The sequence below is a fragment of the Ectobacillus panaciterrae DSM 19096 genome, assembly GCF_000430785.1.
Classification (GTDB): Bacteria; Bacillota; Bacilli; order Bacillales; family Bacillaceae_G; genus Ectobacillus; species Ectobacillus panaciterrae.
This window is the reverse complement of record NZ_AUMR01000005.1, coordinates 59,559-85,529: the sequence shown is the minus strand read 5'-3', so window position 1 is coordinate 85,529 and position 25,971 is coordinate 59,559. Positions and strand designations below refer to the sequence as shown.

General features: G+C 42.6%; 30 protein-coding genes. 17 read left to right on the top strand and 13 right to left on the bottom strand.

The annotated features are described in order from the left end of the window. The first annotated feature begins 99 nt into the window (after positions 1–99). A complete protein-coding gene (locus H540_RS0103195) occupies positions 100–1,968 on the top strand; it encodes an Ig-like domain-containing protein (RefSeq protein ID WP_028399386.1) in 1,869 nt (622 codons plus the stop codon). Positions 1,969–1,981: 13 nt separating this feature from the next. On the opposite strand, the gene H540_RS0103190 is transcribed toward H540_RS0103195, so the two are convergent. The 3 genes from H540_RS0103190 to H540_RS31275 are packed head-to-tail and all read right to left on the bottom strand — an operon-like array spanning position 1,982 to position 5,113. After that, positions 1,982–3,826: a hypothetical protein gene (locus H540_RS0103190; protein WP_028399385.1), complete on the bottom strand. Its 1,845-nt coding sequence runs from the start codon at positions 3,824–3,826 to the stop codon at positions 1,982–1,984. Positions 3,827–3,840: 14 nt separating this feature from the next. Beyond that, complete coding sequence (locus H540_RS31280; protein WP_051316970.1) at positions 3,841–4,464, bottom strand: PilW family protein; 624 nt, start codon at positions 4,462–4,464, stop codon at positions 3,841–3,843. Beyond that, the gene (locus H540_RS31275) at positions 4,448–5,113 is read right to left on the bottom strand and encodes a prepilin-type N-terminal cleavage/methylation domain-containing protein (protein WP_028399384.1); all 666 of its coding nucleotides are present in this window, start codon (positions 5,111–5,113) and stop codon (positions 4,448–4,450) included. The genes H540_RS31280 and H540_RS31275 overlap by 17 nt, the downstream gene beginning before the upstream one ends. 89 nt (positions 5,114–5,202) lie before the next feature. Between H540_RS31275 and H540_RS0103175 the strand changes: the two genes are divergently transcribed. The 10 genes from H540_RS0103175 to pilO all read left to right on the top strand — a co-directional run bounded on the left by H540_RS0103175 (position 5,203) and on the right by pilO (position 14,419). After that, positions 5,203–5,634, top strand: a complete 432-nt coding sequence (locus H540_RS0103175) for a hypothetical protein (RefSeq protein ID WP_028399383.1) — start codon at positions 5,203–5,205, stop codon at positions 5,632–5,634. Next, positions 5,631–6,848: a VanW family protein gene (locus tag H540_RS0103170; RefSeq protein WP_028399382.1), complete on the top strand. Its 1,218-nt coding sequence runs from the start codon at positions 5,631–5,633 to the stop codon at positions 6,846–6,848. The genes H540_RS0103175 and H540_RS0103170 overlap by 4 nt, the downstream gene beginning before the upstream one ends. Before the next feature lie 63 nt (positions 6,849–6,911). Next, positions 6,912–8,564, top strand: a complete 1,653-nt coding sequence (locus H540_RS0103165; RefSeq protein ID WP_028399381.1) for a GspE/PulE family protein — start codon at positions 6,912–6,914, stop codon at positions 8,562–8,564. Between the two features lie 12 nt (positions 8,565–8,576). After that, positions 8,577–9,620, top strand: coding sequence for a type IV pilus twitching motility protein PilT (locus H540_RS0103160; protein WP_028399380.1), 1,044 nt, complete (start codon positions 8,577–8,579; stop codon positions 9,618–9,620). A gap of 1 nt (position 9,621) precedes the next feature. Next, entirely contained in the window at positions 9,622–10,830 is a 1,209-nt protein-coding gene (locus H540_RS0103155) for a type II secretion system F family protein (RefSeq protein WP_028399379.1), read from the top strand. A gap of 23 nt (positions 10,831–10,853) precedes the next feature. Beyond that, positions 10,854–11,306 carry a type IV pilin protein gene (locus tag H540_RS0103150; protein WP_028399378.1) on the top strand — a complete coding sequence of 151 codons (453 nt, stop codon included), beginning with the start codon at positions 10,854–10,856 and terminating at the stop codon, positions 11,304–11,306. 135 nt (positions 11,307–11,441) lie between these two features. Beyond that, positions 11,442–12,191 carry a prepilin peptidase gene (locus H540_RS0103145; RefSeq protein WP_028399377.1) on the top strand — a complete coding sequence of 250 codons (750 nt, stop codon included), beginning with the start codon at positions 11,442–11,444 and terminating at the stop codon, positions 12,189–12,191. Between the two features lie 18 nt (positions 12,192–12,209). Beyond that, a complete protein-coding gene (gene pilM / locus H540_RS28860; protein ID WP_051316969.1) occupies positions 12,210–13,169 on the top strand; it encodes a type IV pilus biogenesis protein PilM in 960 nt (319 codons plus the stop codon). Between the two features lie 3 nt (positions 13,170–13,172). Then, complete coding sequence (locus tag H540_RS0103135) at positions 13,173–13,754, top strand: PilN domain-containing protein (RefSeq protein ID WP_028399376.1); 582 nt, start codon at positions 13,173–13,175, stop codon at positions 13,752–13,754. After that, positions 13,751–14,419: a type 4a pilus biogenesis protein PilO gene (gene pilO, locus H540_RS0103130; RefSeq protein WP_028399375.1), complete on the top strand. Its 669-nt coding sequence runs from the start codon at positions 13,751–13,753 to the stop codon at positions 14,417–14,419. The genes H540_RS0103135 and pilO overlap by 4 nt, the downstream gene beginning before the upstream one ends. A gap of 19 nt (positions 14,420–14,438) precedes the next feature. Here pilO and H540_RS0103125 read toward each other — a convergent pair whose 3' ends face one another. The 6 genes from H540_RS0103125 to phaQ all read right to left on the bottom strand — a co-directional run bounded on the left by H540_RS0103125 (position 14,439) and on the right by phaQ (position 18,040). Further along, entirely contained in the window at positions 14,439–14,810 is a 372-nt protein-coding gene (locus tag H540_RS0103125) for a VOC family protein (protein WP_028399374.1), read from the bottom strand. Positions 14,811–14,915: 105 nt separating this feature from the next. Beyond that, a complete protein-coding gene (locus tag H540_RS0103120; RefSeq protein WP_034670250.1) occupies positions 14,916–15,749 on the bottom strand; it encodes a formate/nitrite transporter family protein in 834 nt (277 codons plus the stop codon). Between the two features lie 244 nt (positions 15,750–15,993). After that, on the bottom strand, positions 15,994–16,179 hold the full coding sequence (locus H540_RS0103115) for an alpha/beta-type small acid-soluble spore protein (RefSeq protein WP_028399372.1): 186 nt from the start codon (positions 16,177–16,179) through the stop codon (positions 15,994–15,996). A gap of 311 nt (positions 16,180–16,490) precedes the next feature. Next, entirely contained in the window at positions 16,491–16,934 is a 444-nt protein-coding gene (locus tag H540_RS0103110) for a MaoC family dehydratase (protein ID WP_028399371.1), read from the bottom strand. Between the two features lie 101 nt (positions 16,935–17,035). Continuing rightward, positions 17,036–17,560: a polyhydroxyalkanoic acid inclusion protein PhaP gene (gene phaP / locus H540_RS0103105; protein ID WP_028399370.1), complete on the bottom strand. Its 525-nt coding sequence runs from the start codon at positions 17,558–17,560 to the stop codon at positions 17,036–17,038. Between the two features lie 42 nt (positions 17,561–17,602). Beyond that, the gene (phaQ, locus tag H540_RS0103100) at positions 17,603–18,040 is read right to left on the bottom strand and encodes a poly-beta-hydroxybutyrate-responsive repressor (RefSeq protein WP_028399369.1); all 438 of its coding nucleotides are present in this window, start codon (positions 18,038–18,040) and stop codon (positions 17,603–17,605) included. Positions 18,041–18,241: 201 nt separating this feature from the next. Between phaQ and phaR the strand changes: the two genes are divergently transcribed. The 3 genes from phaR to phaC all read left to right on the top strand — a co-directional run bounded on the left by phaR (position 18,242) and on the right by phaC (position 20,634). Further along, positions 18,242–18,673: a polyhydroxyalkanoic acid synthase subunit PhaR gene (gene phaR / locus H540_RS28855; protein WP_034670247.1), complete on the top strand. Its 432-nt coding sequence runs from the start codon at positions 18,242–18,244 to the stop codon at positions 18,671–18,673. A 59-nt stretch (positions 18,674–18,732) separates the two neighbouring features. Beyond that, positions 18,733–19,476: an acetoacetyl-CoA reductase gene (gene phbB / locus H540_RS0103090; RefSeq protein ID WP_028399368.1), complete on the top strand. Its 744-nt coding sequence runs from the start codon at positions 18,733–18,735 to the stop codon at positions 19,474–19,476. Positions 19,477–19,548: 72 nt separating this feature from the next. After that, entirely contained in the window at positions 19,549–20,634 is a 1,086-nt protein-coding gene (phaC, locus tag H540_RS0103085) for a class III poly(R)-hydroxyalkanoic acid synthase subunit PhaC (RefSeq protein WP_028399367.1), read from the top strand. Between the two features lie 227 nt (positions 20,635–20,861). On the opposite strand, the gene H540_RS0103080 is transcribed toward phaC, so the two are convergent. Further along, positions 20,862–21,203 carry a DUF3905 domain-containing protein gene (locus H540_RS0103080; protein WP_028399366.1) on the bottom strand — a complete coding sequence of 114 codons (342 nt, stop codon included), beginning with the start codon at positions 21,201–21,203 and terminating at the stop codon, positions 20,862–20,864. A 322-nt stretch (positions 21,204–21,525) separates the two neighbouring features. On the opposite strand from H540_RS0103080, the gene H540_RS33965 reads away from it, so the two are divergent. Beyond that, on the top strand, positions 21,526–21,681 hold the full coding sequence (locus tag H540_RS33965; RefSeq protein WP_028399365.1) for a hypothetical protein: 156 nt from the start codon (positions 21,526–21,528) through the stop codon (positions 21,679–21,681). Positions 21,682–21,706: 25 nt separating this feature from the next. Here H540_RS33965 and H540_RS0103070 read toward each other — a convergent pair whose 3' ends face one another. Next, on the bottom strand, positions 21,707–21,907 hold the full coding sequence (locus H540_RS0103070; protein ID WP_028399364.1) for an NINE protein: 201 nt from the start codon (positions 21,905–21,907) through the stop codon (positions 21,707–21,709). Between the two features lie 52 nt (positions 21,908–21,959). Beyond that, complete coding sequence (locus H540_RS0103065; protein WP_028399363.1) at positions 21,960–23,735, bottom strand: B12-binding domain-containing radical SAM protein; 1,776 nt, start codon at positions 23,733–23,735, stop codon at positions 21,960–21,962. Positions 23,736–23,931: 196 nt separating this feature from the next. Here H540_RS0103065 and H540_RS35100 point away from each other — a divergent pair, with 196 nt between their 5' ends. Beyond that, a complete protein-coding gene (locus H540_RS35100) occupies positions 23,932–24,054 on the top strand; it encodes a hypothetical protein (RefSeq protein ID WP_281172448.1) in 123 nt (40 codons plus the stop codon). A gap of 201 nt (positions 24,055–24,255) precedes the next feature. After that, positions 24,256–24,885 (top strand): class II aldolase/adducin family protein, encoded by a 630-nt coding sequence (locus H540_RS0103055; RefSeq protein WP_028399362.1) that lies wholly within the window; start codon positions 24,256–24,258, stop codon positions 24,883–24,885. Between the two features lie 250 nt (positions 24,886–25,135). Here H540_RS0103055 and H540_RS0103045 read toward each other — a convergent pair whose 3' ends face one another. Further along, positions 25,136–25,876, bottom strand: coding sequence for a divergent polysaccharide deacetylase family protein (locus tag H540_RS0103045; protein WP_155890925.1), 741 nt, complete (start codon positions 25,874–25,876; stop codon positions 25,136–25,138). Between the last annotated feature and the right edge of the window lie 95 nt (positions 25,877–25,971).

Genomic DNA, 25,971 nt, shown 5'->3' with positions numbered 1-25,971 from the left:
AAGTAACAATGTTTACGAAAATAGATAGGAAAGGGTAAACAGAATAGATATAATGCAAGTACAATATATTTTTATAATTAAACATAAAAGAGGGTATATATGATTAGACGAATTGCTATAAGTGTTTGCGCAGTCTTTTTGCTTTTATCAGCTTGTCAATCTGTTCCTGATTCAGTGAAAACAACTGTTATCGAACAAAAGTTATCCCGTGAATTCTCTTCCAGTAATTCTCAAGATATCATTAGAAAATTACCAAATGAAGTACTTATGAAAACGGGCAGCCGCACGGATATTCAATATCATATTCGTCCGGATATAATAAAAGGGAGTGATGTGAATCGTGAGAGTATACAAACGACAAAAATTTCGGGCTTGCGTCCCTTTGTTTTAGAAGAAAGTGATTTACAGCAAGTAAAATTAGGAAATGATCTTGTATTAGCAAATAAATTTGACAAGGGAATGCGCGGGTTGATTAGCTACACAGAAAAGCAGCAAGATGTATTAGACCAAATTAAGAACGGTTATGCCCCTGCACTTTCTATTCAAGATTTAAACGAATATAAGAAAATAATGATTACTGGCAATAGTAATAATAACGGAGAGATTGTGGATGCTGTTCAATACTTTTTGAGTCATAATAATGATCCGACGGTAATCATACCAGTTGTAGCGGAGTTGGATAAACAAGATCCGGAATTTACGAGATTCGTAAAACTAAGATTAAATGTAGTAAGCAATACGACCGTAACGGGTACGTTTCAGGGATTTATTGGAGCTACTACATTTTCATTAAAGAATGCTATGTTTACAGAAAAATTTCCAAAGGGATTAGATATTGTGACGAATGATTCGAGATTCAAGAAAAGCGGTGATAAAGATTCTGGTGTTACGGTCACCGGATCTTTTGGAGATGTTTTATTTAATCAAAATGAAAATGGTGATTATGAATCTAATAACATAGATTTTTCTTTGGCAATTGTTGCTTTACAAGCATCCCAGCAAAATCAGCCGTATAAATTGGAGCAATCGAGCCTCAGTTATAATGACTCAGACAATAAAGTAACAACAGCTTCTTTTGCGCCGTTAACCATTGCTGTACAAGATGCTCTAACAGATATCTTTATATATGTTCCAAATCAATTGGATAAAGAAATTAATGAGGCAACCGTGAATATAAGCAATGGTGTCAATACGTTTGTAATAAAAAGCAGTCCGGATGGAGCGATTCTTCAATCATTAGATTATTCCCTAGAGAGCGGACAAGATGTTATTGCAGCTAGCATACAAAATAATAATTTGATTATCACGCCTCAAAAAACGGGAAACGCAACGCTCATTGTAAGGGCGACAGATGTGTTTGGCACTTCAGTGTCAAAGCGTCTAAACATTACTGTTGTAAGTACACCGCCTGTCATTCAAGCTGATGATTATATCGAATTGTTTGCTGGAAACACAAAAGCTTTAAATATTACAGTTACCCCTGCTGATGCAACTCTAAGGTGGAAGACGGCAGATGAAAATATAGCTGTGTTTTATCCTCAATCACAGCAAGTATACGGTGTCTCTCCAGGCACAACCTCTATTATTGTTACGGCTAGCAATCAGTATGGAGATACAGTACAACGGACAATTACTGTCAAGGTAAACTCTGTGGAGGTGACTGGCATACGTTTTACACAAGACCCTATTACCATGAAGGAAGGGACTTCTGTAAACTTATATTCCTATATACAGTTTATTCCCGAAAATGCAACGAGAAAGGTGATACAGTACTGGAAGCTTAGCGATTCGGCGCGTGCGACTATAGATCCAAACGGAAATATACATGGAAATATACCTGGGGATGTTATAGTTACTGCCGAAACGGAAAATGGTTTGAAAGCAACAACGACTGTAACAATTACTGGGAGCAGCACGGGTGGAGGAGTTATTCCCGAGTTTGAAGGAAAGCCGTTATTACGCTGGTAATAAAAGACGATGCTTAAGGGGCATCGTCTTCTATTTGTTTTCCGGACTCAATTGTGTAGTCTTCGATAATCGTTTGCAGCTTGTCTGCATACGGCAAAGCATCCATCTGATCAAGCACAACGGATTTATCATATTCCACGACAAAGCGTGATTTTTGATCTTCTTGCAGCGCCCTTGATTCAAGCGGAAGAGAGATGACTTGGTCTGTGGCGCTGAGCAGGTTGCCAAGAGTGCCGAATGTATCTTGGCGTACAGCATTAATCGTCAATTCCTGCTTCGCAAACAGTCCGCCGTGGATTTTAAACAGCGAACCGACTCCGTATAGCTCGGCGTTCTTATCTGTATAAAAGTAAGCGTCAATCGGAGCAGCGTTGTCATTTGTGCTCTTAAATTCGTTGATGCGAGTAATGAGCAAATCATCTTGACAGAGGAGCACGAGCTGCTTATCTTCTTTTCCGATTATGTCTGTACTGTAAATGCTCGCTTTCCCTGTTGCGTATATGGTGGAATCGAATGAGATGCTGTCTTGTTCCTTCTCAAAGTCATACGCGTTGCCGCGAATGACGAGATCCCCCATCACCAGTATGTTTCCTTGAATAGACAAAGGCTTTTTATTGCTATAAATTTCTAGGTCTCCGTTTACGATAAGCCATTGATTGTCGTTAAGTGTGACGTCGCTGTCGATCACAAAGTGCTTTTTGCCTGCATCTGCAGCGCCTGTTCCGGTGCCGATGGAAGAGGAGGTGCTTGTGCTGTCCGTTATAAGAATGGCCGTTTTGGATGATGGTATTCCCGTTGTGAAGTTAAAAGGAAGACCGCTCTTATCCATTACATATACGGACGGATTGCTTTGGATTTTTTGCACAATGGCATTTCTAAGCTGCTCGTCCGTCGGATTCAATATTCCTCCGGTGCTTGGAACATCCTCTTTCTTTATATTGAGTCCCGGGCTTAGCTTGTTCAATTTATCAGCGAAGGTTTGCCGAAAATCTACTGAAGTAAAGGAATCATAAGGCTTTCGAATAATGGGCGGATTGCTGTTTTTATAAAAATATGGTGTAAAGTCCTTTGGATTTTTCAAAGAAAGAAGGTGTGAGCTGGTGCTGCTTGTTTTTGAGCCGTCTGCACTCGTTGTATCCTTATAAATGTCCAATTCTTTATTGATAACTAAGTCACCGCGAATGGAGGGATATAAGGTGTCTTGAGTGGTGAATTTCGGCAAATATTCGAGTGCTCCGCTACTGATTAATGCGTTCGCATAGCGTGCTTGATTTGCGAGATTCACTGTCTCCCCATACACATTCCCGACAACATCCGAAGCTCCGTTCAAATTCAGCGTATTTTCAGACCCTACCGCATATTGTAAAAAGCTTGGCGTCGGTGAAATGAGCACTTTACGTTTAATTGTTTTCGTGATTTCCGGGTGTGCACTGTTCGCGTCGTTTACATACACAAGCGCAAATTCATAGTAGCGTGTAAAGTATGTTCCCAAATCAGGGCTTTTGTTTGGATCTGCATGATCCGCAAGAGCTTGATCCTTAATGGTCAAGACGCTGTTTGGCGAATCCTTTGGTGCTGTATATTTGTTAGTGAGTTCGCTTTTTATGGATGCGATTTTAGCTGTATATTCGCTTTTTGAAAGTCCTTGTAAAGATAAGGCAGAGACCTTTCCTTTAAAATCCGCAATGACTTCATTCATTTCCTCGATAGACTTTTGCGTTGTAATGACATCGTTTTTCCGAATTTCTGTATGTTTCGCTCCGTTAATTGTAATCGAAAAAATGGTCAGCCCGGCCGTTACAAAGACAAGACTGACGAGCAGCACAAGCACAAGTGTATAGCCGCGTTCATTCTTCATCGTATGCCCCCCCTTTAAAATCCAATTTCGCTCGTTACAGCGAGCGGTGCAAGATTAGTATGCTGCGCTTCAAAGACGAAGGTGAGCTGCAGAATGCCGCTTTTGCATATATTCAGAGGCTCCAGTTCATGATTAACACGGGGGAATATCGTTCCTTGTCTTGTGCAAACCATGTCCAGCTCGGAGCCAGTTTTGAGTTTAATGCTGTTGTCTTGTGTAAAAGAATGCGTTTTTGTCGGCTCCCCCTTTTCATTCAGCTCCTGAAACAGCATTTCGCCGTTCTCAATGCGCAAGCGCGCTGCCGGTGCAGTGCTGTTATTATACTCGTAGGTCACGTCGTCTTTTTGAAAGAGAGGCTTGTCTGATTTTCGTTTATAAAACTCAAGTGTTTGTGTCGTCTCGTTATATTTCACATCATCATAATCTGAAGAATAGAGTTGATTCATAATCATAGAGACAACATAATCGGCCTCGTCGCGCAGCTTTGCTTCCATCGTGGTTTTTTGATATGTCTTTAAGCCCATTGTAAAAACGCTGTACATGGAGCCTGCGATAACTGAAACGATGACGAGCGTTCCGAGCAGCTCAATCATAGTGACGCCGCGTTCGTTTTTTACTAGATTAGCGAATCGATTCATGAGCGATGCTCCCTTCTAGCAATACGCCTTCTTTATCGTCTGTTGCATTTAAATCTACGTATACAAGCATACGAATCGGTGAGTAGGATGCATCTGTTGTGCTTGGGGTTTTGTTTGCGTCCGATTCCTGCAGCTTCTTTAATGTATTTGAAATGGTCTCGGATGAACGCTTGCCTGATTGCGCCTTTTTAATGCTGTCCAAAATTTCACTCGCTTGCTGATCTCCCCAATTTGACGGAAGTAAAAATACTTGTATATTTTTGTCATATGTTAAGCCGTTTACAGTCGGAGAAAGGATTTTTTCACAGCTTTCTTTTTCCGCGTCTGGAAACAGCTTTGCTGTTTCTGTTATATTGTCCGGCAGCTGAATGGGTTTCTCTTCACTGCAAATTGCGGTGCTGTCAATTATGGCAACGTTATGATTTGGAAGTGCTAAAAGGTAACCGTGCAGCAAATCATAATCTTGCTTCTCGAAATAATGAAGTACGCCGCGCGCAATATTGACAGCGACTGTTTTAGACTGATTTTCTTTCGTAAATAAGTAAGCCTTTGGAAAAACGGCAAATAATCCAATGGTAATAATAGATAAAATAGTGATGGATGCGAGTACTTCTACGAGAGTGAGGCCGTTTTCACATTTTTTTTGCATTTCCACCCTTCTTTCCTGTAATTTCTTAGTATAATATAATGATATATTGTAAAAGTGATACTATTTTATTTTACAGAAGAGGTGCAGAAATGGAATACATATTTCCAACATTGTTGGCATCAATTTTATTATTTTTTATTTTGTTTTTTATAAAAACAGGATTGTCGCAAATCGGAAATGTGATAACAGCCCTTTTATCCTTTATTCTTGTTTTGATCGTTCTGTTATTACGAAGCATATTCCCGCTTTGGCAGGCGTGTCTGCTCGTACTGCTTTTGGGGCTATGTGTAACGTATCTTTTGCAGACGAAATTTTCTCATCGGGTATTCGCGGCGGCGAATCCAGAGGATGTTTCATCTGAAGCTGTGCCAGAGGAGGATGCGTATTCTTTGTTTTTAGATAAGTACAAGGATAAGTACGAAAGCACTTCGGAGCTTTTATTTGAAAAAACAGAGCCGACAGATGAAGGCGGTTTGGAAGAGCTGCTGCAGCGGAATAAGAAGGAGGAAAATCCGCTGTGAAGATACGTTCTATGCGATTGTTTATCATTGTTTTATTGTCCACCATATTTATTTTTTCCATGCAGTATGGTTTAAGTGCCGTTATGATGAAGCTGTTTGATACAACAAAAGGCTTTTCAAAAGGTACAATTGTCGGAGCAGTGGATATTGGCGGGGAAGTAAAGGAGCAGGCAGAGGCGGACCTGGGCAAAAAAACGGAGGCTTGGGTCTCTGAATCCCGCATTCAGCTCGTGTATCAAGATGTTGTCATCGCCATACCGGCATCCATGTTTATTTTTGACGTTGTCGATAGTATCCAGCACGTTCAAAATGGGAAGCACACGCCTCTTACAGTAAGTATTAATAAGGAAGAACTGCAGACGCTTCTGCTTGATAAGCTAAACGGGGAAATTGCTGCTAAGCTTGATATGAAAAAGCTGGAGGGCGAGCTTTTGAAGGCGGCTGCTTCGTTTACGCCCAAAATGAATGTGCCTGTTATCAGCTTGTTGGATCAGGCTGGTTCTAAAAAGACAGTCGCCCAAGGTACGGTTTTGGGTGCTACAAAATATACGGGACTGCAGCAATGGGCCGAGCAGTATGCAACACTTACAGTGCCGCCAAAGAGCGAGGTTTCATTAGCTAAGCTTGTGAAAGAAAAAAATGTACAGGCTGACAACGAGACGTTGAGCGTATTGGCCACTCTTATGTATAAAACGATTTTGCCGACAAATTTCCAAGTGCGCCAGCGCAGCATCAGCTTACATTTACCGCCATACGCAGAGCTTGGGGAAGAAGCTCGCTTTGAAAAGAACAGGGCGGATTTTGTGTTTTACAATCCAAATGAAACGCCTTATATTCTTAAGTTTGAGTTAACAGACAATACTGCGCGCCTTTTTGTGGAGGGGCTGCCGTTTGTGCATGTGTATGCGGTGAATCGGCAGGAGATTTCGTCTATCCCTAAGCAAACGGTGGTGGAAGCTGTTATGGCAAACGGAGCTAAGCATGATGCCGTAGTGCCGCAAAGTTCCGGGGAAGATGGGTATGTTGTAAAAGTATATCGCGAATTGTACCGCTCCAATGGTTCGTTCGTAAAGCGTGAAAAGATGGCAGAGGATTATTATTTGCCGACCAATCAAGTGAAATGGGCTTTGGTTCAGCCGAGAACACAGCCTGTTACACCTTCGACTGCCGCTCCTCAAACTGGATCGAATCAGTCTGGAGTTTCAGAGCAATAAAATGAAGCTCTCGCAATCCCATCATCTCAAGCGTCTTCAACTGCAAAATAAGGAGAGAAAGATATGAAACGTGTACGTCTTGGTGATTTACTCGTACAGCAAGGTTTAGTAACACCTGAGCAGCTTCAGCAAACACTTGCTGAAAAAGATCCGGTTCAAAAGCTCGGTGATGCTTTGCTGCAGCGGGGCTATATAACGGAGCAGCAGCTCATTGAAGTGCTGGAGGTTCAGCTTGGCATTCCTCACGTCAGCTTATACCGTTATCCGTTCGATGAGTCATTGTTTCATCTGATACCGAAAGAAACGGCAAAGCGAAATTTAGTGGTACCGCTGAAAAAGCAAGGAGAGAAGCTGTACGTGGCAATGTCTGATCCGATGGATTATTTCGTTATTAACGATTTGCGCCTTTCGACAGGCTTTCAAATTGAAACGCTTATTGCTATAAAAGATGATATCCTGCGAACAATCAATCGCTACTATGATTTACAGGAATCATTTGAAGGCTGGGAAATCGAAAAAGAGGCTGTACAAGAGGATGAAGCGGTACAGGACAGCGATTCTCCTGCGGCGAAGCTCGTCAACCAAATTGTGCAATATGCGATTGGGCAAAAAGCGAGCGATATTCATATCGATCCGCAAGAAACGAAGGTCGTTATTCGCTACCGCATTGACGGCCGTTTGCACACGGAACGCGTTCTGCCAAAGCATATGTATGGCATGCTGACAGCCCGCATTAAAATTATGGCTGCGATGGATATTACCGAGCAGCGCGTACCGCAGGACGGACGCATTAAATTTAACTATGAGTTTTATCAAGTTGATTTACGTGTCTCTTCTTTGCCGACCATTCACGGGGAAAAGCTTGTGCTTCGTTTGCTGGACTTAGGCAACGCACTGAACGATGTGACAAAGCTCGGATTTAATTCTCTGAATCTGCAGCGCTTTTTAAGCTTAATTCAAAATCCGCACGGCATCGTACTCATTACAGGACCAACGGGAAGCGGGAAGTCCTCTACACTGTATGCGGCATTAAATAAATTAAATAATGAAGACGTGAATATTATTACGATTGAAGATCCGGTGGAATATCAGCTCGAGGGCGTGAACCAAATTCAAGTGAATACAAATACAGGCATGACGTTTGGAACAGGACTCCGGTCCATTTTGCGTCAAGACCCAAATGTGATCATGGTCGGGGAAATACGTGACCGGGAAACGGCAGAAATTACGATTCGCGCCTCCTTGACCGGGCATCTTGTGCTCAGTACGCTTCATACGAACAGTGCCATCGGTACCCTTACCCGCTTAATTGATATGGGCATCGAGCCTTTTTTGCTGGCCTCGTCACTTACGGGAATTGTATCACAGCGCTTAATTCGCAGAGTATGCCGTGACTGCCGGGAGGAACAAGAAGCAACGAAGCGTGAAAAGGAAATTTTCGTAGAGCGCGGCCTTTCTATTGAAAAGGTGCAGCGCGGCAGAGGCTGCCCGGTGTGCAATATGACCGGGTATAAAGGACGGATTGCCATTCATGAGCTCCTTATTGTAGATAGAGAGATGCGCAGCGCAATTGCAAACGGAGACAGCTCCCCTAAGCTTAGGGAACTGGCCGTTCGCAATAATACAATCTTTTTGCTTGATGACGGGCTGTTAAAGGTAAAGCAAGGCTATACAACAACGGAAGAAGTATTGCGCGTTGCAACAGAACAGCAATAAGGAGAAGAGCGAATGAACAAAATGCATGATTTGCTTTATAAAGCTTGTCAAATGAAGGCTTCTGATTTACATATCACAGCAGGTCTCTCTCCCGCGCTGCGCATTTACGGCGAGTTGCATCGGATGCAGGAAGAGCCGCTGCAAAACGAGGATATATATGAAGTGGCAAAAGGCGTAACGACCGAAGAGCAATGGCGCAGGTTCGAAGAGCAGGGCGAGCTTGATTTTTCCTATGAGCTTGAAAAGCTGTCCCGATTCCGTTTGAACCTGTTCCGGCAACGCGGTCTGTTGTCGCTTGCAATCCGCGTCATCCCCAATACAATTCCGGCTTTAGATGATTTGTTTTTGCCGCCTGTTTTAAAACAGCTCCTCGCAAAGCCGCAGGGGCTGCTGCTTGTAACCGGACCGACAGGAAGCGGGAAGTCGACTACGCTTGCTGCTATGATCGATTATATGAATAAAACACAGCGCAAACACATTGTAACGCTTGAAGATCCCATTGAATACGTGCACTTTCATCAAAACAGCATCATTCAGCAGCGGGAGGTCGGACACGATACGAAAAGCTTTGCAAACGGTTTGCGTGCTGCGCTTCGGCAAGACCCAGATGTGATTTTAGTAGGAGAAATGCGTGATTTGGAAACGATCAGCACGGCGATTACGGCTGCCGAGACGGGACATCTCGTGCTCGGGACGCTGCATACATCGAGCGCGGCAGCGACAATCGAGCGGGTTATTGATGTGTTTCCGGCCGAGCAGCAAAATAAGGTTCGTCTGCAGCTGGCCACTGTGCTGATTGCAGCTGTAGCGCAGCGCTTATTTCCACGCATGGACGGAAATGGACGTATTGCAGCGACAGAAATTTTGGTTAACAATGCTGCCGTTTCGAATTTAATCCGCAATGAAAAAATTGAGCATCTTCCAAGCGTCATGCTCACAAGCAAGAGCGAAGGCATGCATATGCTGCAAACGTCTATTAAAGAATATATGGCACGCGGCATCATCTCTTATGAAGCAGCTCTGCCATTTCTGCAAGAACAGGAAAGGATAGAATAATATGCCGCAGTTTCAATATGTTGTTCGAATGAAAACAGGAAAAAAGCAAACTGGTAAAATTACAGCCATCTCTCAGCGAGAAGCTTATGAAAAGCTGAGGGAGAGGGAAATGCGCGTGTTGGAAGTAAAAGAGATGCCCGAAACGCTATTAAACAAAGAAATTACATTCATAAACCCGCTAAAGCTGAAGGATTTTGTCGTGTATCTTCGTCAGTTTGCGACGCTCTTACAAGCAGGCGTTACAGTGGTGGATGCCACGCGCATTCTTGCTAATCAAACGGAAAGCAAAGTATTGCGGTGCGCGCTTGAGAGCATTGAAGATGAGCTGAAAGCCGGACGCGCCCTTTCTGAAGCATACAGCATTCACAAAAGGCTGTTTTCCCGTATGTTCATCAGCATGGTGCGCGCAGGGGAAACAACTGGCCAACTCGATGAGGCATTAGAAAGCATGGCGAATTATTATGAAAAGCAGCTGCGCACCCGTCAAAAAATTCAATCCGCCATGGCATATCCGATTACAGTCGGCATCATCGCGATCGCTGTCGTTATTTTCCTGCTTGTGCAGGTTGTTCCGACGTTTGTTGAGATGTTTAAGGAAAATAATATAGAGCTCCCATGGCTCACAAAAATGGTTATTTCCGCCAGCGGATGGATGCAAAAGGAGTGGTGGATATTTTTTCTTATAGATGTTTTTGTATATTTAAATTTTTTGCTAATCATTCGGAAGAAGGGTAGTAAATATTATTGGGACTATGCTATACTGAGAATGCCTTTAATAGGAAAACTATTACAAAAAAGTGTCATAGCGCGCATGGCACGTACACTCAGTTCACTCGTCTCGAGTGCGGTTCCTATTTTGCAAGCATTAACGATTGTAGAAGATGTAGTAGATAACGAGGTGGTAGCGAGAGAGATTCGCAAATCTCGTACAGCGCTGCAAAACGGAAACCCGCTTTCCGATCCTTTGAAAAAGCATTGGGTCTTCCCGCCCCTCGTCTCAAGCATGATTGCTATCGGCGAACAAACAGGATCACTTGATCAAATGCTCGCAAAGGTTGCAGATTTCTACGAAGCAGAAGTAGAAATCGCTGCTGACCGCTTTAAATCCTTAATTGAACCGGTTATGGTTGTTTTCTTGTCAGCGGCTATCGGTACAATTGTTTTAGCCATAATGATTCCATTGTTTAAACTGTATAATACAATTCAATAGAAATTGAGAGGAAGATTGACATTATGTTTAAGAAGTTCTTAAAAAATGAAAAAGGCTTAACATTAGTAGAATTATTGGCAGTTATCGTTATTTTAGGTATCGTTGCAGCTATCGCGGTTCCGACAATCGGAAGTGTGATTCAGAAATCTAAAGAAAATGCAATAAAAGCAGATGCGCTTCAGGTGTTAAGTGCAGCTAAAACGTACGTTGCTGAAAATGGTATCCCTACAACAACAACTGGAACAATTTCTAAAGATGATTTGGATAAATATATAGATAAAGCAGATTTATCAAATACATACAGTGTAAAAGTATCTAGCGACGGGAAAGTCTTCCAATTAACAACTAACGCTATAACAGTAGGTAAAATTACAATCACATTTAATGATGCTACAGTAAGCACTATTAATGCAGATAAAGACTATGGTAAAAACCGTACTATCAATGCTACAGGTTCAGCAGTAACTACTCAATAAACATATCGCATAACTTAATTTAAAACTATAAAAAGGGTATGAAAAGGAACCTAACCAAGTTCCCTTTCTCATACCCTTTCTTTTATGTAAAAGCGGGTGCGCTTGTACCAAAACGACAGAAAAGGAAGGATACGTATGCTCGGTTTATATATTTATATTTTTATAGTCGGTTTGGTGCTCGGTTCGTTTTATAATGTAGTCGGCATGCGCGTTCCGGCCGGGCAATCGATTGTGAGGCCGCGGTCCGCTTGTCCGTCTTGTTCTCATACGCTGACGGCGCGGGAGTTGGTTCCTGTTTTGTCATACGTATGGCAGGGCGGGAAGTGTCGCAATTGCCGTACACGCATTTCGCCTGTGTATCCGGTTTTTGAGCTTTTAACAGGCTTGCTGTTTGCATTCACATTTTATTGGCTTGGCTGGGATGCAGAGGTGTTCATCGGCTGGACGCTCGTGTCTTTGCTCATGATTATTGTCGTTTCTGACTTATCTTATATGCTCATTCCCAATAAAATTTTATTGTTTTTTATGATTGTTTTTGTGATCGAGCGTATTTGTGTTCCGCTTCATCCATGGTGGGAGAGCATTATGGGTGCTGCGATTGGTTTTATTCTGCTCTTTTTAATTGCAGTCCTTAGCAAGGGGGGCATGGGCGGAGGAGATGTGAAGCTGTTTGGCGTGCTGGGATTCGTGCTTGGCGGAAAACTCGTCATTTTAGCTTTTTTGCTGTCCTGCTTTTTTGGAACGATATTTGGTTTGGCCGGCTTGGCCACCGGTCATGTGAAGCGGGGAAAGCCGATGCCGTTCGGGCCGTTTATTATGCTTGGGGCGTTAACGTCGTACTTTTTTGGGCATCGTTTGATTCAATATTACATTTCATTTTTTTGATAAGCGGTGGGGATAACTATGGCATTTCTATTATCAAATAAAAAATCAGTCGGTTTAGAAATTAAAGATTATGTCATTCGGTATGTGGATGGAAGAAAAGGCACGGCCTCTCCTATGACATCGTGGGGGGAGATATATGTGCCGCCCGGCGTGCTTCGGAACGGTGTAATCGTGGATGCCCGGGCGTTTGAGGTGATTTTACGCAATTGCGCGGCAAAGTGGGGTCTGAAAAATAAGCAGGTGCATTTTGTGGTTCCAGATACGTATGTGGTAATACGCAAACAAGCCATTCCTGCCGATATTACGGAAGAGGAAATCCGCGGCTACATTTTCCTGGAGCTTGGACGGAGCATTCATTTGCCGTTTGAGCATCCGACGTTCGATTATGTTGTTCTTGGAGAAAAAGAGGATAAGCAGGAAATTTTATTGTTTGCCGCTCCGGAGGACCTTGTCGTGTCATATGCAGAAATACTGGAGAAGGTGAAGCTGCACCCGGTTTCGGCAGAGCTTACTTCCATTTCCTTCAGCCGCTTGCATCATGAAATGGAGCAGCCAAAAGAGGAGAATGTGTTGCTATTGAAGCTGGATGCATTCGATGCCAACATTACGATTTTTCAAAACGGTACACCTGTGTTTATGCAGCATCATAGCTTCTCCTATGAGGGAGCGATTGAAGTGACTCCTGCCGGGATGGAAGTACAGGACCATGTTCTTATTATGAATGAGGCAACAGGGCTGTTTGAAGAAATTGGTCGTATTTTACACTTTTATCAATATTCTTTTGCGGCAGGTGCAGCAGCCATACAAAAAATGCTGCTTGTGGGAGATCACCCTCTTATGCAAGACATGCATGCGATGCTGCAAAACCGTTTTCCCTTTATGATTGATCACGTTTCTTATCCATCCATTGCAGCGGAAGACAAGGCACTTCATTCTAAATACTATCCGTCGCTCGGTCTCGTGTTAAAAGGAGTGTAGTGTATGGTAGCAAATATTAACTTATTGCCAAAACGCGAAAAAGAAACTTCATCTTCTCTTATACTAGTAGTGACTTTTCTTGCCGTTCTTCTTGCCGGAGGCGGCTGGATGTACTATAAGATCAATAGCATAAATGAAGAAGCGGCGGCTGTAAAAAAACAGCTGCTCGTCGCAAAAGTACAAACGGAGCAGCATACAGCGAATGCCGTGCAGTCGCAGCAAGCTGCAGAGCAACTGGTTCAAGGGCTGAAGAAGCTGGAAGCAGACCAGGTGAAAACTGTTCCGCTGTTAAAGAAGACGACAAGCTTTTTGCCGGCAAGAGGCGTGTTTCAAGCATTTTCCTATAAAGAAACCGGGATTATGATTATAGAAATTCGCTTTGATGACAAGAGCGCAGCTGCTTATTTCTACAGCCGCTTGCAGGAAGAAGACTGGGTGCAGGAGGCGAAGCTTTCTTCATTAAAGGCGATTGAGGTGCAGGACGAGCAAGGTAAGGCAGCCGGCATGCCGCGTTATCTTGCACATTATGAAATTACCGTAAAAAGAGATAAGGCGAAAGCGTTGGAGAAGGAGGAGAAGTCATGAGTATTCACTTTTCCAAAAAGCAGCTGCTTTTGTTCATGACGGGCCTTTTAATTGCAGGTCTGTTATTTACATATATATATTTTGCCTTGCTGCAGCCGGTTCAGTTAAATCGACAGCAGCTGAATAAAGAGCTAAAAACAGAAAAAGCGATCAAAGCGAACAGTTTGCAGAAAAAGGCCGCCGACGACGGGGCATCTTTAACCGATTATATGCAAAAGCAGCTCCCTGTTAAGCCGATGCTAGATCAATACATATTAGATTTAACAAAAGCAGAAGGATTGTCTGGTGTGACGATCCAAGCTGTTGCGCTTCAAGATACGAATACTGTACAAGCTTCACGTGAACAACAAAAGACTGCGAACGGGGCAGTGCCTGTTCCGCTTATGTTAACCGTTGAAGTGAAATATGACGTATATGAGCAACTGCAAACCTTTTTAAAGGAAGTGGAGGAGCTGCCGCGCGTGACGTATGTACAAGGAATCGATTTTAAGGGACGGGAGGAAAGTTTATCTCCCGACGCAAAGCAGGAGCCCTACAGCTGTACGCTAACATTAACAACGTATTATATGCCGTTGAAAGACTTGGAAAAAGGCACTCCCGATATTGAGCTGCCGCCGCTTTGCAAAGAACGGACAAATCCGATTGAACCGCAATCATGCAAATAACCTGCAGAAAACTTGCAGGTTATTTTTCGTACTCCAAAAATTCAATTCGGTTTCCGAACGGGTCATCAACAAAAAACCTTGTTCGTCCTTCAATTGCTGGCTCTTCCTTTATAGACACGCCTGCTTGCTCTAAATGGGCGCGAAATTCATTGATATTCTCTACACAAAAAGCCGGGTGTGCTTTTTTCGCCGGAACAAAGTTCTCTTGCACGCCAATATGTATTTCTTGCTTGCCGCATACGAACCAGCAGCCGCCGCGTCCTTGCAGGTTGGCGGGTTTCGGGATTTCAGGCAGTCCAAGCTTGTTGCCGAAAAATTCTCTTGCCTGCTCTTCACAGCCTTTCGGTGCAGCTAATTGCACATGATCGATGCCGGTAAATGTAAAGCTCATATAACCCCTCCGTTCTTTAACTTCAACACAATAACATTTTACTATATCTTCCTGTCGTTGTGTTGGTATAGAGAAAAAATAAAAGACCGCTGCGGGTCTCTTACGTTAAGCTTTTGCCGCTGTTTTTAAGCGGATCAGCTCTTGTGCGTCATCTGAAGCCTGTTCTTTTACTGGTGCAGGTTTGCTTAAATATTGATATACCATGCCGACGAAAACAGCACCGCCGACAATATTGCCAAGTGTCACGGGAATGAGGTTGTGAAGAGCGCCCGCCAGTGTAATCGTATCAGGATGCGGAAGCAGCAGGGCAAGCGAGAACAGGGACAGATTTGCGATACTATGCTCGTATCCTGATAAGAAGAAAGCAAATACAATGAGCATCATAATAGCGATTTTCGCGCCGTCTCCTTTCACGCGTGACGGCAGGAAGCAGGCAAGGCATACGAGCCAGTTGCAAAGAAGCCCCTTAAAGAACAGGTGAGTTGTTGTTGCGTTCATTTTAATGCCTGCAACTTGATTCAATAAATGCTCGTTACTGATATGTTCAAAAATGCCGGTCGCATAGAAGAGGATAGCGAAGAACACAGCGCCAATTAAGTTGCCTGCATAACAAGCGGTCCAATTTTTCAATGTATCCATTACCGTTGTTTCCTTACGCATCGTTGCAACAGTGAAATACATAGTATTTCCGGTAAACAGCTCAGCTCCTCCGTACATAATTAATACGAGTGCAGTGCCAAAAAAGAAGGAGGAAGCCAAGTATGTTGCAGGCGAATTTGCTGCCCGGAAAAACTCTCCCAGTTTAAAGCAAACGATAATGACAAATCCGATATAAATGCCTGCAAGCGCAGCGCGCAGCAAGTATTGCTTCGGGTTTGTGTCCAGCATCTTTTTCTTTTTAACAGCGAGTTCTACTAGATACTCCATTCCTTGTTCCATAAGGAAGCACCTCTTTAATATGTTAGTATTAGTTTGTGAAACAATTCACATAATTTAAGATACGCCTGTTTGGATGTTCTTTCAATAGTCTTTTGCATCTGTCATTAAATATACACACTTCTCTGAAAAAGGCTTACATTTTCTCTCGCAAAAATAGAACTTTATGTAGTGATACGGAGAGTCATGGCCTGGACAGATAAAAGCGGGCAGAAGGCTCTGCCCGCTATAGCCATATGATATAAGATTATCCACGCAATTGGCTTTGTGCCATTGCAACTAAACGCTTTGTTACTTCTCCGCCAACAGAACCGTTAGAGCGAGCTGCTGTATCAGATCCAAGACTTACGCCAAATTCGCTGGCGATTTCATATTTAAATTGATCAAGCGCCTGTTCAACGCCTGGTACAAGCAATTTACTTGTGCGTGCCATTGTGTTAGTCTCCTTTTTATTCATTCCAGCGAGTTGCTGGTACTACTATCATGCGGCGAATCCCGTTTTCGCATACTCGGAAGTAACAGGGCAAGTTAACAGTTCTTGGATAAAAAGAAAAGCGGATCCGGCTTGTTCAGGTGCAGAGTCCAAGGTTCTTCGTCCTAAAAGGCGCTTTTTTCCTTTTTGTGGCGGAGGTCCTTGGACGGCAGCACCTAGCCGGAGGAGCTAGACATAAAGAAAAGCGGAGCCTTCGAGGTGCAGAGCCCAATACTCATCATTCCTTATCCATCAAAAAAGAGCAGCCGGAGCTACTCTAATTTTAAGACGGCTGCTGAGCCTTCTACCACCAATTTATCGAATTGATTGTAGACGTTTGTTTGCAGCGTAATAATTTTTTTGTCATCTCGTTTTTGAATGACTTCGGCAACGACGCGAATCGTATCTCCGATTTTCACAGGAGCTTTAAACGCCACATTTTGAGAAAGATATATGGTGTTTTTGCCTGGCAGCTTTGTGCCTAAAATCGTGGAGATATAGCTTGCAATCAGCATGCCGTGCGCAATGCGCTCTTTGAACATTGTGGTTTGGGCAAATGCATCAAGCAGATGCACAGGGTTTACATCACCAGTGAGCTGTGCAAATGTTTGAATGTCCTCGTCTGTAATCGTTTTGACAAGAGAAGCTTGATCTCCCACGTGAATACCATCATACCGAAGCTCAGGAACTTGTTCTGCTTCTTTAAATAGATTCATGTCATCCTCCTTTTTTCTTATGCCGAAAAATGCAAGCGATAAGGATGAGAGTCGAGACAGGAACAGACGAGTTTCACTGGCGCCATGAAGCCACATTTTTCTTATTTCGCAAAAGGAAATACGTGCTTGGAGCTCTCTTCTACCTTCTTTACTAAGTCGAGCTGCATGCTTTTTAGCTCTTGTAAAAAATTTTCCATTTGTTTTTGAACCTCTTCGCGCTGCTGCTGATGCTGGGAGATGAATTGCTTCAGCGTTTCTTCGAATTGTCCGCTTGTTTGAGAAAGAACGGACAGAGATGCTTTTGCAGGAGATACAGAAGCTTGCTGCATTTGCTGGGACAGGTCGTTCCATTTTTCTTGCCACTCATCGATTTGAGCAGAGAACTGACCGCCCGTAAGCTGCTTCATGTAATCTGTATATTGTGTACTCATTTGAGACGCGTACTGCTTTATTTCTTGTTCCATTGCTTCCATGCCTTCCGTTAGTTTATGAAAGGCTTCTTGCTGCTGTTTCATTGTTTCAAGCGTAAACTGCTCCATTTGTTTTCCAGCAGAAGTAAGCAGAGAAAGGGAATGAGACCAATTGCTCCAAAATGATTCGACCATCTCGTACGGTTTGTTTTCCATGACTTAACCTCCAAATATTTTTTTACATATTGTGAATGCAGGTTATTCTGCAGAATCACCGCTGTTTCTGTCTGTTTCCTTGGTGTTTGGAAATGGGAAGAATGCGTTGGCATATAAGTTGAAGAACGTACCCAGCATTTTTTGGTATTGTTCAAAGGAACAAGCACATGTTGCGAGATATTTCTCGCCGTACTTTGTTAAAGAGTAAATGCGCTTAGCAGGGCCGCCTTCGCTTGTGTCCCAAGTAGAGGAAATTAAATTTTCCTTTTCGAGCTTTCGCAGTGTTCGATATACATTGCCTTGGTCGATAGAAGAAAAGCCGATATCTATCAACATCTGAATAAGCTTATAGCCGTGAAGACTCCAGTCTTTTAAACAAAGAAGAAGGAAAGGAACAAGGAAGTTTTTTGGCATGGAGTTTAATGATTTGGCTTGTGTTTCTTCAAACACTTCGTTTTGTCCGGGTTCATTTTTTAGCATGATACGATCACCTCATGACAGCTTGGAGAGTGGTAATTATTTCTTATATGTGTAATTTACACTTATCTGTTTTGAAAGTCAACAAAATGATTGAAAATAAAAAATAATTAAATAAGCCCTTGTCACAATGGGAAAAATATTGGAAAATAAAAAATAGGTTGAATTGTTTTTTTAAAATATAACAAAAGGGGTGTGAAAGAAATGATTGATCAAAAGTTTGACCCGCTCAAAGCGTGGAAGGAAGTGTACGACCAAACAGAAAAGTATTGGGGAAAAACACTGAATGATACGCTTGGCACAGAGGAGTATTCCGCTTGGATGGGCAGTGTTTTGGATGTAAATGTGTTTTATCAGAAAATGCTAAATGACGTCACAAAGGGATATTTAGAAAAGATCAACATGCCGACTCAGGAGGATATCGCCCGAGTTGCATCTCTTGTTGTGAATTTAGAAAGCAAAGTGGATAACATCGAGGAGCTTCTCGAAGAAAAAGTAGATACTTTAGAGCAGTCTTCTGCTGCAAAGCGCGATATGACGAAAGTGAAGAGCGATCTTCGTCTTTTGGAAAGCAAAGTAGATAAAATTCTGGAGTATCTGGAAAAAGCAAATCAACCAAAAGAGTCAAAGCAGTAAGCTTTTTGATTCTATAGATGAAACATCATACCATACAACACATTTTAGGGGGAGCAGAAATGACTCATTTAGAAGGAAGAGTAGCAATCGTAACAGGCGGGGCAAAAGGAATTGGAGAAGTAATTACAACAGCGCTTGCAAAAGAAGGGGTAAAAGTAGTCATTAACTATAACAGCAGCAAAGATGCAGCAGAGGCGCTAGTAAACAAGCTTGCAGCCGAAGGGTGCGAAGTATATGCATGTCAAGCGGACGTATCTAAGTTAGAAGAAGCAAAAGGTCTTGTGGAAGAAGCGGTACAACGCTTTGGAAAAGTGGACATTCTTGTAAACAATGCGGGAATTACAAGAGATCGCACGTTTAAGAAGCTAAGCCGTGAGGACTGGGATCGTGTAATCGACGTAAACTTAGGTAGTGTCTATAACACGACAAACGCTGCCCTTCCTTACATAACAGAATCTGAAGAAGGTAGAATCATTAACATTTCCTCTATCATTGGTCAAGCGGGCGGATTCGGCCAAACAAACTACTCTGCGGCGAAGGCAGGAATGATTGGATTCACAAAATCACTGGCACTTGAGCTTGCAAGAACAAATGTAACTGTCAATGCAATTTGCCCTGGATTCATCGGTACAGATATGGTGGCGGAAATGCCAGAAGCAGTTCTTGAAAAAATTGTTGCGAAAGTTCCGAAGCAGCGTCTTGGCACACCGGAAGAAATCGCTAAAGGTGTTTTATATCTATGCCGTGACGGCGCATATATTACAGGTCAACAATTAAATATTAACGGCGGCTTATACATGTAATCGAAGTTTTAAAAAATAAAAGAGGTGCATTTGCAAGAATGCACTTCTTTTTTGAAACGAGGAGGATAAAGAATGGCAACGTTGTTACAGGAATGGGAAAAGCAATTGGAACACTATCCGGAAGAGTATCGTCAGGCATATAAACGCCTCAAGCGTGCAGGCGATGTGTTATGGCGTGAACCGGAGCCGCAAGTCGGCTTAACGCCAAAGGAAGTCATCTGGACAAAGAATAAGGCGAAATTGTACCGTTATGTTCCGAAGCAGGAGAAAACGAAGCGCGTGCCGCTCTTGCTCATTTATGCTTTAATCAACAAGCCGTATATCATGGATTTAACGCCTGGAAACAGTCTTATTGAATATTTGGTGGACCGCGGCTATGATGTATACATGCTGGATTGGGGCACATTCGGGTTAGAAGACCGTCACCTAAAGTTTGACGATTTTGTAATGGACTATATTGCAAAAGCGGTGAAGAAGGTGCTTCGCGTATCTGGCGCGGATGAAATTTCTTTGCTTGGCTATTGCATGGGCGGGACGCTTACGTCCATTTATGCAGCGCTTCATCCAGAAGTTCCGATTCGTAACATCGTTTTCATGACAAGCCCGTTTGATTTCTCCGATACAGGGTTGTACGCTCCTTTATTAGATGAAAGATATTTCAATCTTGATAAAGCAGTAGATACGTACGGAAACATTCCTCCGGAGATGATTGATTTCGGCAATAAAATGCTAAAGCCGATCACAAACTTTGCCGGTCCTTATGTAACACTTGTAGACCGTTCTGACAACCAACGCTTTGTGGAAAGCTGGAAGCTCGTTCAAAAATGGGTGGCAGACGGCATTCCGTTTCCGGGTGAATCGTACCGTCAATGGATCCGTGAATTTTATCAGAAAAACAAGCTGATCAACGGCGAGCTTGAAATTCGCGGACGCAAGGTAAAACTTGAAAATATTAAGGCAAATGTGCTGAATATCTCTGGAAAACGGGATCACATCGCGCTGCCTTGCCAAGTGGAAGCGCTCCACGACCGTATTTCAAGTAAAGACGCTGAATATGTATGCATCCCTACAGGACATATGTCCATTGTGTATGGCCCGACAGCCGTGAAGCAAACATATCCGACAATCGGCGACTGGTTGGAGAAACGCTCTGACTGATTGTGCAGCCTGCTGAGAAGCAGGCTGTTTTTTATTGTGGACAATACGTATTTCTTGTTCATGCCGTAATATACTAGTGGCACACATAGTATGGAGAAGTTCTCTGCCTAAGAAAGGAACTTTTTTCTAATTCGTTAGCGGAGGGCTGGCGGCAGCACCTAGCCGGTGGAGCTAGACATGCCCCTTTATTTTATACTTTCTTAAAAAAAAGCAGGGACATTCCTGCTTTAGTCATTGATGCCAAACTGCGGGTGCATGAAAATGTCTGGACCATTATCCAGTTGTTTTCGTTCCGCAAGCAGCTCTTGATTTTCTTCTGCTGTCCATCCGATATCGTTGGTCGGATGAATCCACTCATTTCCTGCCATGATGAAAGGGTCAACTTCATCGCTCCAGTTATTTAAAGGGCTGTCCGGGGAATCATATAGGCTGTCTCCAATTACAACTCCGTACTCATTCACAAACGGGGGCTCCATCGTAATGCCGGTACCTTTAAAGGATGGAAAATTCATTTGATGCGGGATTGTTTCATCCAAAATTGGAGAAGGGACATTGTTTTGATCCATCATAGCTACACTCCTTTTTAAATTTATAATTCACTCATATATGATTGGCAACCTATGCTGTTCGCAGTGTATGACACACAAAAAAGGATAAACCTGCTTGTTTAGTCAAAAGACACTGGAGGGTACTACACACGGCAGGCGCGCTATGTCTACCTAAAAGAATTTTGCACGTTTTTTTCCGTGCTAAGTTTTTCTCAATATAGTGTGACCATCAGAAAAGAAATATTCTCTTTTACAAGGTGTTAAAAGTTACCACTTATGCTGTTACACACTTGTTACATACTAAAGTTGTAATGTTCACACTTTTTCATGAGGAGAGATTACGATGGTCAAACGAAAAGTAGCCTATAAGCCTGCGACAAACCATAATAAAACACCTAAGGAAAGCTTGCCGGACGGTGAATTTGCAGTAGAATACGCAAATGAAGACATTGCAAAATACGCAAACCGCAACTCGAAAAAAGGAAAGAAAAATATATAACAAAAATGAGGCATGGTTTCATGCCTCATTTTTGTGCTGCTATCCATTTATATAAAAATAACAAATCTGCCGCCCAAATCAGTCCGAAGGTAAGGAAACAAGCGAGCCAGTACCAAAGAATGGTATTGATTTCTTGTTTCATATAAATGCGGTGGCCGCCGATTCCGCCTAAAAAGAGCCAAATCAGTAAAGCAAATCCGAATGATTTGCGTTTTGTCTCATGCATATGCGTTCCCCCTTCTTCCATACGTATGAAGGAAAGAGAGATAGAAGAACGTTTAACTTACGGAAGGCAGATGGGAAAAGGCGTCTTTACGCGCGCCATACAGCTCACACTGCAGCGTTTTTGGATTGAAATATACCAATACAACAGAGGCGTTCTCCACAATTTCGCCATGCTGTATAAAGTGTGTAAAATCAAAGGAAATAGACTCGATAATCGTATGCTTATGCAAATCTTTATCAGACAAACCAAGAGCAGCAAAATCCTCTCCCAATAGAGCCGGCTGTTCGGCAATCGCTTGATAGTAAGAAGTAAGATTTTGTTTGTCGATCCGTTCATCCCACCACGGCTTGCGAGGTTTATATTTATGATTGCGCAAGTAGTCGACTTTCATCAAATCCTTAATGACGGGAAGCTGCGGCACGTTCTTTTCTTCTAAAAATTGATACAGACGCTTAAAGAGGTCCTCCAATTGATGACCGATACGAGCCCAGCCCTGTTCGTCCCAATGGCTGCCGAAATCCTGGAAGAGGTCGAACGGCGTTTCGAACACTTCTGTCACGAGATACTCCAGTGTATAATCCATACGGTGTGCGTTCCAGTACTTTTCTAATACGTCTTCTACTTGTTTAATACGGATAATATCATCAAACGGAAGAACGTTGTTTCCAAGAATTTCATATGGTGCATGATTCATATACACGTAGTTATGATCTTTTGCGCGTAAGCGAAGACCTGTGCCTCGAAGCATTTTCAAGAAACCGAGCTGCAGCTCTTCAGGACGCATCGCGAATACATCGTTGAATGTTTTCTTAAAGGAATGATAATCCTCCTCAGGGAGTCCGGCAATTAAATCTAAATGCTGATCGATTTTTTGGCCGTCTTTTACCATTGTTACGGTGCGAGTCAGCTTTTCAAAATTTTGGCGCCTCATCACAAGCTCATTCGTTCGGTCATTCGTAGACTGAACGCCGATTTCGAAGCGGAACAATCCCGGCGGCGCCTGCTTGTTCAAGAAGTCAATGACCTCAGGGCGCATAATATCCGCTGTGATTTCGAATTGGAACACAGTGCCAGGAATATGCTCGTCAATTAAAAATTGGAACATATCCATAGCGTAGCTGCGGCTTATATTAAAGGTGCGGTCCACGAATTTAATGACTCTTGCACCGTGCTGCATCAAATAGCGAATATCGTCTTTAATGCGCTCACGGTCAAAATAGCGAACTCCTACTTCAATAGAAGATAAGCAAAATTGGCAGCTGAACGGACAGCCGCGGCTTGTTTCAATATACGCAATCCGCTTGCCTAAATGGGGGATATCTTCAGGGAAGCGGTAAGGGGACGGAATTTCATTTAAGTTCAGCTTTTCGCGCTGCGGCTTCATAACGAATGTACCGTCTTCTTTTACAAAAGCAATGCCGTCCAGATTTTCGTATTGTTTGCTGCCTTGTATTTCAAAGAGAAGATTCTTAACAGCTGCTTCTCCTTCGCCAATGATGATGAAATCAATTTCAGGTACGCGCTCAAGCCATTCTTTTACGTCGTAAGTTATTTCCGGTCCGCCTGCAAAAAGAATGAGATCTGGATTAATCTTTTTTAGCATTTTCATAACTTGAATGGTTTCTTCAATGTTCCAGATGTAGCAGCTGAAGCCGATTACATCTGGATTGCGGCGGTATAAATCCGTTACGATGTTCATCGCCGGGTCTTTAATCGTATACTCGGCCATTTCTATGCTGAACTCCGGCGCAGCATAGGCCTTAATGTAACGGATGGCCAAGTTTGTATGAATATATTTTGCATTTAATGTGCTCATTATAACGTTCATGTTATCTACCTCAACTCTAGTTTTGGTCATAGTTTCGACACTTTCCTAGTATAGGCATACTAAGGAAAAAAGACAATGGAAACAAAATGTTTCTGAAGAAGTTGTTTGTAAGCAACTTTTTGTACACTTTTCAAGCGGCCTTTCATATACTTTACTATGAGAAAAAAAGTTGACTAAAGGAAAGAAGGGGACGGGTATGAATCAGCGGACACAGGGGAAAATTGAATTTTATGCAAAACTGCTGCAAAAGCTGCAAATTATCAGTGAAAAAGAGAAGCAGGAAATTTTGAAAATAAGCGTGCAAAAGAAAGCCTTTTAAGGGCTTTTTTATTTATTCTGTATCTTTTTCAATAAAATATTTTTTAGGAAATAATTGTCTAAACCATCAGAAAACTTATTGACAAAAAGGTCCTTCTCATGTGATAATTCAATTAAATTTTGAGAATTATCAAAAAACTTTAAAGTAGGAACGTTAATATATAAAAAATACACTGCAGCAAAATTATACGGGGGTGAAAGGATGTTATTTTTTCTTAGAAAGTGGAAGGAATTAAGTGATATTAAGATGGAGCTTGCTTTGCGCGACTGGTTCTATGGAACGAAAATCAGTTTATCTATGCGTGCTTCCGATGAGCCGCTTACGTTCTTAATTAATGCTGAAGGAAAAGACAAAGGGTTATATGCGGAAGATGATTTCATTGTGGTGAACGCGTCGTGTGAACCTGTATTTGAAGCAACAGAAAAGCCGGCCTCCGAATCTTCTTTGCATGCTAATGTATACAAGAAAACAGAAGCAGGCTGCGTGCTGCAGGTTCAAACTGTAGACTGCCACCTCGTTTCAGAAATATACGGCGATCAGAAGGAAGTGACGTTTGAACGAAAGAACGTAACGCGCGTATTCGGACGAGAAGGGATTGAAACTATTACGATTCCTATTGTTGAAAATGAGCAGGCGTTTGCAACCTTGTTTGAAGAGGAAGTGCCTTCCTTTACATCGAGCCGCGGCGCCGTCTTAGTAGAAAATTACGGCCTTATTGTTTGGGCAAGCAAGCCGGAGGAAACAAAGAAGTGGCTTGAAGGCTTGGAATACTTAATGAATTATCATGTTAAATTATTGATGATTAAAGGCGCGCGAAGCTCTGTCATCTAACGAAACTAACACTCCTTAGGTAAGCTGCCTAAAGAGTGTTTTTACTATCAGGAACTACGAGAAATGTAAGCGTTTTAATTTCGGGATCTATATATGAGTGAATGATAAATTCGACATGTCCATGTGCTATGTGCAACCAAATGGATGATTTAGAAGATGCACATCTTGAAAAGCTAATTGCAAAATTAGAAAAGAAAGACTTTCGTGTAAGCCGTGTAGACCGTATTTAAGAGAGGAGAATTCTCCTCTCTTAATTCGGCGAAAACAAAGGCGGACGAGGGGGCAGCAGCTGCGAAACGAATACAAAGTTTGCTTCCTGTTTGATTTTTGGAATATAGGAAGCAATTACACTTGAGGTAATTTCACCGGGAGGGCCGACGTGACCGATTGCGATCATCACAGGCTCTTCCTTTGTTTTTTGCAGCAGCAGATTTGCTTGTTTGGCAACGTGGGCATGCGTATACACATCATCAAAAAATAATTTATTCTCAATAACGGGCACCCCTGCTTCCTTTGCCGTCTTTCGAACGACGCTTTTCGGATTTGTTTTGCTGTCTAAATAGAAGAAACCATGTTCTTTGCAAACGGCAAGCACAATCCGCATGACTCTTGTATCGGCGGTAGCTTTTGACCCCATATGATTGTTCATTCCAATCGCAAATGGCACGTCTTTAATGGCCATTTCAACCCTCTTCCGAATTTCTTCATCACTTAAATCCGTTGTAATGGCGTTTGGTCCAAGCCAGCTTTTCTTTCCTTTAATAGGCTCCATCGGCAAGTGGACAATAACCTCGTACCCCTTCTTATGCGCCAGCTCGGCATCCTCTTTTGTAGAAGGAAGAAACGGCATAACGGCAGCTGTTAACGGAATAGGCAGGGAGAGCATTTTATCTGTTCCCTTCATATTGTTGCCGAAATCATCAATCACGATAGCAACCTGATGATTGGTTTTAGCTGAAGCAATAGAAGGGACTAAGGCAAAGCTGAACATACAAACAGCTAAAAAAAGCTTTCTCAATTGTTATCACCCCTGTGTAAAGAATGTGAGTTTTTGTTAGTTTTTGCAATTTGTAACGAATGTAATCG

Coding starts and splice junctions, on each gene's coding strand:
- H540_RS0103115 (WP_028399372.1), bottom strand. CDS start 16,179: ATGGCACGCACAAGTAAATTGCTTGTACCAGGCGTTGAACAGGCGCTT.
- H540_RS0103125 (WP_028399374.1), bottom strand. CDS start 14,810: ATGAGCTTTACATTTACCGGCATCGATCATGTGCAATTAGCTGCACCG.
- H540_RS0103195 (WP_028399386.1), top strand. CDS start 100: ATGATTAGACGAATTGCTATAAGTGTTTGCGCAGTCTTTTTGCTTTTA.
- pilM (WP_051316969.1), top strand. CDS start 12,210: ATGGCATTTCTATTATCAAATAAAAAATCAGTCGGTTTAGAAATTAAA.
- H540_RS0103110 (WP_028399371.1), bottom strand. CDS start 16,934: ATGAATCTATTTAAAGAAGCAGAACAAGTTCCTGAGCTTCGGTATGAT.
- H540_RS0103160 (WP_028399380.1), top strand. CDS start 8,577: ATGAACAAAATGCATGATTTGCTTTATAAAGCTTGTCAAATGAAGGCT.
- H540_RS33965 (WP_028399365.1), top strand. CDS start 21,526: ATGGTCAAACGAAAAGTAGCCTATAAGCCTGCGACAAACCATAATAAA.
- H540_RS0103190 (WP_028399385.1), bottom strand. CDS start 3,826: ATGAAGAATGAACGCGGCTATACACTTGTGCTTGTGCTGCTCGTCAGT.
- H540_RS35100 (WP_281172448.1), top strand. CDS start 23,932: ATGAATCAGCGGACACAGGGGAAAATTGAATTTTATGCAAAACTGCTG.
- H540_RS0103155 (WP_028399379.1), top strand. CDS start 9,622: ATGCCGCAGTTTCAATATGTTGTTCGAATGAAAACAGGAAAAAAGCAA.
- H540_RS0103055 (WP_028399362.1), top strand. CDS start 24,256: ATGTTATTTTTTCTTAGAAAGTGGAAGGAATTAAGTGATATTAAGATG.
- phaC (WP_028399367.1), top strand. CDS start 19,549: ATGGCAACGTTGTTACAGGAATGGGAAAAGCAATTGGAACACTATCCG.
- H540_RS0103150 (WP_028399378.1), top strand. CDS start 10,854: ATGTTTAAGAAGTTCTTAAAAAATGAAAAAGGCTTAACATTAGTAGAA.
- H540_RS31280 (WP_051316970.1), bottom strand. CDS start 4,464: ATGAATCGATTCGCTAATCTAGTAAAAAACGAACGCGGCGTCACTATG.
- H540_RS0103065 (WP_028399363.1), bottom strand. CDS start 23,735: ATGAACGTTATAATGAGCACATTAAATGCAAAATATATTCATACAAAC.
- H540_RS0103145 (WP_028399377.1), top strand. CDS start 11,442: ATGCTCGGTTTATATATTTATATTTTTATAGTCGGTTTGGTGCTCGGT.
- phaQ (WP_028399369.1), bottom strand. CDS start 18,040: ATGCTAAAAAATGAACCCGGACAAAACGAAGTGTTTGAAGAAACACAA.
- H540_RS0103070 (WP_028399364.1), bottom strand. CDS start 21,907: ATGCATGAGACAAAACGCAAATCATTCGGATTTGCTTTACTGATTTGG.
- pilO (WP_028399375.1), top strand. CDS start 13,751: ATGAGTATTCACTTTTCCAAAAAGCAGCTGCTTTTGTTCATGACGGGC.
- H540_RS0103135 (WP_028399376.1), top strand. CDS start 13,173: ATGGTAGCAAATATTAACTTATTGCCAAAACGCGAAAAAGAAACTTCA.
- phaP (WP_028399370.1), bottom strand. CDS start 17,560: ATGGAAAACAAACCGTACGAGATGGTCGAATCATTTTGGAGCAATTGG.
- H540_RS0103175 (WP_028399383.1), top strand. CDS start 5,203: ATGGAATACATATTTCCAACATTGTTGGCATCAATTTTATTATTTTTT.
- H540_RS0103045 (WP_155890925.1), bottom strand. CDS start 25,876: ATGTTCAGCTTTGCCTTAGTCCCTTCTATTGCTTCAGCTAAAACCAAT.
- H540_RS0103080 (WP_028399366.1), bottom strand. CDS start 21,203: ATGATGGATCAAAACAATGTCCCTTCTCCAATTTTGGATGAAACAATC.
- phbB (WP_028399368.1), top strand. CDS start 18,733: ATGACTCATTTAGAAGGAAGAGTAGCAATCGTAACAGGCGGGGCAAAA.
- H540_RS31275 (WP_028399384.1), bottom strand. CDS start 5,113: ATGCAAAAAAAATGTGAAAACGGCCTCACTCTCGTAGAAGTACTCGCA.
- H540_RS0103165 (WP_028399381.1), top strand. CDS start 6,912: ATGAAACGTGTACGTCTTGGTGATTTACTCGTACAGCAAGGTTTAGTA.
- phaR (WP_034670247.1), top strand. CDS start 18,242: ATGATTGATCAAAAGTTTGACCCGCTCAAAGCGTGGAAGGAAGTGTAC.
- H540_RS0103120 (WP_034670250.1), bottom strand. CDS start 15,749: ATGGAACAAGGAATGGAGTATCTAGTAGAACTCGCTGTTAAAAAGAAA.